The organism is Streptomyces sp. NPDC059003, from assembly GCF_042740445.1.
In the GTDB taxonomy this organism is placed as follows: domain Bacteria; phylum Actinomycetota; class Actinomycetes; order Streptomycetales; family Streptomycetaceae; genus Streptomyces.
Window position 1 is genome coordinate 1 of sequence record NZ_JBHYJH010000329.1, and the last position, 4,911, is coordinate 4,911.

Here is a 4,911-nt window from a genome sequence, read left to right on the forward strand (position 1 = left end):
CGGTACGCGGGACGAGTCCTCGTTCTCGCGGCCAGGCCAGGTGGTCGACGGGGAACTACGCCTTGCCGGCGCGGAGTTTGACCGGTCGGCGCCGCCGCGGACCTCGCCGGGAGCCAGTAAGCCTCTTTCATCCTGAGTAGTCGCAGGTCATGGGGGTATGGATGGTTTGGACAGTACAGCTGATACGTCGGATTGAGCAGCGGGTGCGTCGCAAGATGCGCCAGGTTTTGAGCTGTGCGAAGGTGCGTTCGCCGGGGTCGCGCAGACATGCGTGCTCGCGGTCGTACTGCTGGTAGTAGGCGGATTGTTCGCGGTGGTGTTTGTAGGGGGTGTGCACGGTTGAGTAGGCTCCCTGGTGGCGCGGCCCGGTGGGGATGAGGGCGTTGTCAACGATGACGAAGTCCCCTTCACCCAGCCTTGCCAGGGCTTCCCGCAGGCCCGGCGCCCACGAGTCCAGGGCCTCAAGGGTTTCATCGACGTACCGCCATGCCGTCGCCTCCGGCACCCCGAACCCGGCTCCGACCGGCGCGAATTCTCGTTCTTGCGGAGATGGGCCAGAGCGGGCAGGGCCTGCTTGAAGCAACCGAGCCTGCACCAGCGCGAGTTGAGCTCACGTCGGCGACCGTGGATGAGCCACGAGACGTGCTCAACCAGCTCGTGTGGGACGTCGAGCATGGAAGAATACGGAACCAACAGAGCCCCTTGATGCCGGTGTGGAGTGAGATCAACACCGCCAACGACAAGGGGCTCCGCCACGGCACCACACCCCGTCTGACCCAGGGCCTCGGCAAAGTCGTTCAGATGAGGCCGAGCATTGTTAACGGACGGGTCTGGTCGCGGGTGTTGGCGCGTAGGGTTCGGGCGATGTTGGTGGCTCCGGTCAGGCGGCAGGCGCTGGTGGCGAGGTTGCGGAGGGTGGCCATGGCACGGGGGCCGTTGCCGGTGCGGGCCTGGGCGGTCCTCGTCGAAGGTGACGTCCCGGACCCAGTGGCCGCAGGCATAGGCGCCGAGGTGGGCGGGCCGTCCCGGTGCGCCTCCAGGCTGGTGATGCCGTAGACGGTCTCGGTGTGTTTCGGCTGTCCGTCGAGGTGGCGGATGGTGCGGCGGATCCGGAATGCCTGGGCCGCGTGGGGGAAGTGCAGGCCGGCAGGGACGGTGACCACGAGGACGGCACGGTGCTCGCGGCGGCCGTGGCCCCGGGTCCGGCCCGGGACATTGGCCCAGGGTAGCGCGCTGAGCTGGGCGAACAGCCTTGGTCGGCTCTGTTTCACCGTCAGCGCGTAGTCCGCTTCCTTGTCTTCGACGAGGTAGCGAGTGTGTTCGCGCTGGGCGTGCAGGGCGTCCGCGGTGACGACCTTCCCGTTCAGGACCAGCGGGTCGAGCAGCGGCTTGAACCGGGTGATTTCATTTGTCTTCCCGTCGACGCCGACTTGCCAGGACGATGGCACGGTCATGGTCGAGGGCGGCCATCAGATGTACTTGACCGCCGTCGGCGGTGCGGGCGCCGCGTGCTGCCTTGCCGTCCACCGGCGAATTCTCCCGCGCCTGTTCCGCAAGCCAGCCGCATACAGCCTGGTCAAAAGCCTGCCCGTCGATGGACTGCAGGCTCCGGCGAATCGTCGGCTCACTCGGTGCGGTCCACACCCCGCTCGCCGGATGCCGACGAGCGTCGAGGGCCGCAAGCATGTGCTGGGGCAGGTCCGCGGCCCACTCACCGATCGCGGCCAGGGACCTCGCGCCGGCCAGGACGGCGCACGCCGCCATCACCAGCACCACCACGAGCACGTGCCGCACCCCGTGTGATCCAGGGGGATCCGGTATCGCTTCGGACCACTCCCGCAGCCCGCCCGGTGTAGCCCCTCCAACGCGGGATGCCACGATGTCGCACAAGTCGTACAAGCGGGCATGGACGACGTCCCCTTCGATCACGTGAGCCTCAACACCCCACATGATCGCCGACCTCCATGCCTGCCACCTGCACAAACACCCCCACCCCCACGACTTTGCCGGGCTCCTGCCGTCTGCCCTGCCTCTTTCGCTACCCAGAGACAGAATGGAAGAGGATCACTCAACCGATGATCGAAAACATTCCGAACAACCTTTCAGGGCGTAAGGCATTAGCGGGTGTTGATAGATCGCCCTCTTGACAGAACACGGTATTGCATGTCAATCCTTGCACTAAGGAGGACACCCCTATCCCTAGGACGCAGTTTGCCAGGGGGCGAACGAATGCTCGAATTTGGGCTCGAGCGTCAGCCCCCTTGGGCTGCCCACCTTCGGCGACCTGGGCAGCTTTCGACAAGAACTTCAAAACGCAGAGCGACTCGCCACCCCTAAAGATCATCACGCTCAAAATCAAGGTGACGCGCATGCAAGAGTTGGATGAGACCTCCCCAGCAGGCCCCCGTAGCCGATCCCGGGGACGCGTGAAAGATCTCCAATTAGAAAGTCTCACCGAGTATGCACTTGCCGTCCTCTCTGCATGGATAGGGTCGGGGGTAATATATCAGCACCTTCGCTCTCAATTCGGCATCAATCTCGTCTCGGCGCCAGAGTTGAAGGACGATGGAGCGATCGCAGAGTTGGCGGGCCTCATTATCGCCGTGGCGCTGCGAGACCTGCCAGATACCCTGGCACGCTGGAGCCCCATGCGCGGTAGCAGCCTTTCAAGCTTCTTCATTGGGCACTGCCTATTAGTATTCCCAAATGAATATCGGCGCTGGTTGCGGGAGCAGCGTGCTGGGGGGGGTGAGGCCGAGGTTCTGGATGCAATGCCAGACTATGGTGAACTCTGCGCGGATAGTGATCCTGCCCATGTTGTAGCAGTGCGGCTGGAAGCTCGGCAAGTCATGCACCTGGTCAAAAGCCGACAGGTCAGATGCGCATTGCTGATGCAGGCAGTTGGCTTTAGTCAGCGCGAGATTGCATCAGCCCTTAACATGGAGCTCAAACCGCTTGAGATGGCCCTATATCGGGCGCGTAAGAATCTACGCCATTCCCTCTCCGCGGAGGCGGGTCGCTGAGGTTCTCTCAGCGAACCAGTTTCACCCTCATAGCTGCCAGGTGAGGAGGGTGTGAACGGCCTGGACGATGGTGCCGATGGGGCGGGTGGAGCATCTGGCCCGGCGGAGCAGTCGCCAGGACTTCAACTGCGCGAAGGGGCGTTCGCCGGGTGCCCTGAGTCGGGCGTGGTCGCGGTTGTACTGCTGGTAGTGGGCGGGTTGTTCGCGGTGGCGGTAGTAGCGGGTGCGGACGGTGGCGTCGGCGGCGAATGCGGCCGGTTCGGCCTTCCAGACTCGGTAGTGGTAGCTGTTGGAGCCTCCGGCGTCCGCGGTGATCAGCAGCCGTGACGCTTGGGGGTAGTCGTACTGGCCGTGCGCCTGCCACCAGCGTCGGATCGATGAGGCGGCGAATGCGGCGGTGTTGTGGTCGGTTCCGACGTCCCCCAGCCGGTGTTCACGGTCATGTCGTAGATCCCGTACGGAATCACGGACTGAACGTGCGGACCGGCGAAGAATCTGTGGTCCTCGACCTCGACGGGGCTGTCCGGCCGGTCGCCATTCCTGTCCGGGCATCGGCAGCTGCCCGATCTGTTCCTTCTTCTTCACGTCCACGCTGATCACCGGCCCGCCCGCGGCCTGGTGCTGTGTGACCTGCTCATCGATATAGCGGAACTGTGCCTCCCGGTCGGGGTGTTGATCGCCTTCCAGGGTCCTGGCGGTGCCCTGCAGGCTGAATCCGTGCTCCTTGAGCAGTCGGCCCACCGTGGGCGCGGTCACCCGGTGACCTCGCCGGGACAGCTCGACGGCCAGGTGCCGCAGCGACTTCGTCGTCCAGCGTAGCGGCGACATCGGATCACCGCGCTCGTCCGGCTCGACCAGAGCCGTCAGTGCCGGAACCAGCCCAGGGTCGATCGCCTCGGCCCGCATCCGCCCGCCACCAGGGCACCGGACACGTCCCTCGGGGCAGTGGATCGGCCCCGGCGTCGAGTTCGAACACGCCCTTGCAGACCGCTGTCTCGCCGACCTCGGCTATCCGCGCAACCACACCGGTACCTCAGTGCCCGATCAGCCGGGCCTCGGTCACCAGCGCCAGACACCGCTGCCGCTCGTTCAGGTGCGGGAGCAGAACGTCGAACCGCCGCGCCAACTGGGACCGGACCTCGTCGGATATGCACGTACCACATCAACGAACTCGCATCCGCAAAGCAACGCATTGCTTCTTGACGGCTCCAGTGAACTATGCAGGTCTGCACGATCGTTCGGGGGCAGACCATCTCGACCGCGTCCGGCAGACCCTTCAGCCCGTCACAGAGGAGCACGCAGACGTCCTCGACGCCGCAGTTCTTCAGCTCAGTGAAGAACTGGAGCCAGTGCTTGGCGCCCTCGACGCCGTCACCGGCCCAGATGCCGAGGATGTCACGGGTGCCCTCAACGGTGACGGCCATCGCGACGTAGATCGGCCGGTTGGCGATTGCCATCGCGGCTCTTCACGTTGATGGCGTCCAGACCACCGGAGACGCGGTCGAGCAGACGTGACTGCCATTCCGCCGTGCCCTCCATCACCTTGTCAGTGATCGTGGTGATGGTCTGCCTGAACACCTCCGCCCCGTACACCTCGGCCAGATGAGCCGATATCTCCCCGTGCGTGGTGAGGAGGAACTGTAGCCGCTGCACCGCCGGCGAGCCCGCGCCAGCCACCGACTCCGCTCCGGCCAGGCAGGTGATGGTCTTGTTCCGGTCCCACGCTGCGAGCAGCCCCGTCAGGTACTCGCAGAACCCCCGCCGCTGGGCCAGGCTGACGAACAGGTCGTCGAAGCGCGCCGCGTACTCCTCCAGCGGCCCCGGCGCAGGCGGACACGGGCATCGCGCGGTCATCCTCGCCCCCAAGCTTGGCAGACCCCCCCCGGGC

3 protein-coding genes and 4 pseudogenes are annotated in these 4,911 nt (G+C 65.2%); 1 reads left to right on the forward strand and 6 read right to left on the reverse strand.

Going from position 1 to position 4,911, the window contains the following annotated elements; translation table 11 throughout:
* Window positions 1–127: 127 nt before the first annotated feature.
* The 3 genes and pseudogenes from ACFWZ5_RS44695 to ACFWZ5_RS44705 form a co-directional block, all read right to left on the reverse strand.
* Window positions 128–675, reverse strand: a pseudogene (locus ACFWZ5_RS44695) (transposase family protein).
* 122 nt (window positions 676–797) lie between these two features.
* On the reverse strand, window positions 798–1,454 hold the full coding sequence (locus ACFWZ5_RS44700; protein ID WP_384892883.1) for a hypothetical protein: 657 nt from the start codon (window positions 1,452–1,454) through the stop codon (window positions 798–800).
* Window positions 1,405–1,785, reverse strand: a complete 381-nt coding sequence (locus tag ACFWZ5_RS44705) for a transposase family protein (RefSeq protein ID WP_384892886.1) — start codon at window positions 1,783–1,785, stop codon at window positions 1,405–1,407. Before ACFWZ5_RS44705 ends, ACFWZ5_RS44700 begins: the two co-directional genes overlap by 50 nt.
* 584 nt (window positions 1,786–2,369) lie before the next feature.
* Between ACFWZ5_RS44705 and ACFWZ5_RS44710 the strand changes: the two genes are divergently transcribed.
* A complete protein-coding gene (locus ACFWZ5_RS44710; RefSeq protein WP_384892889.1) occupies window positions 2,370–3,023 on the forward strand; it encodes a hypothetical protein in 654 nt (217 codons plus the stop codon).
* A gap of 27 nt (window positions 3,024–3,050) precedes the next feature.
* Here ACFWZ5_RS44710 and ACFWZ5_RS44715 read toward each other — a convergent pair.
* The 3 pseudogenes from ACFWZ5_RS44715 to ACFWZ5_RS44725 form a co-directional block, all read right to left on the reverse strand.
* Window positions 3,051–3,269, reverse strand: a pseudogene (locus ACFWZ5_RS44715) (IS5/IS1182 family transposase); the annotation flags it as partial.
* A gap of 42 nt (window positions 3,270–3,311) precedes the next feature.
* Window positions 3,312–3,929, reverse strand: a pseudogene (locus ACFWZ5_RS44720) (ISAzo13 family transposase); the annotation flags it as partial.
* Between the two features lie 295 nt (window positions 3,930–4,224).
* Window positions 4,225–4,877, reverse strand: a pseudogene (locus ACFWZ5_RS44725) (transposase); the annotation flags it as partial.
* Window positions 4,878–4,911 lie beyond the last annotated feature (34 nt).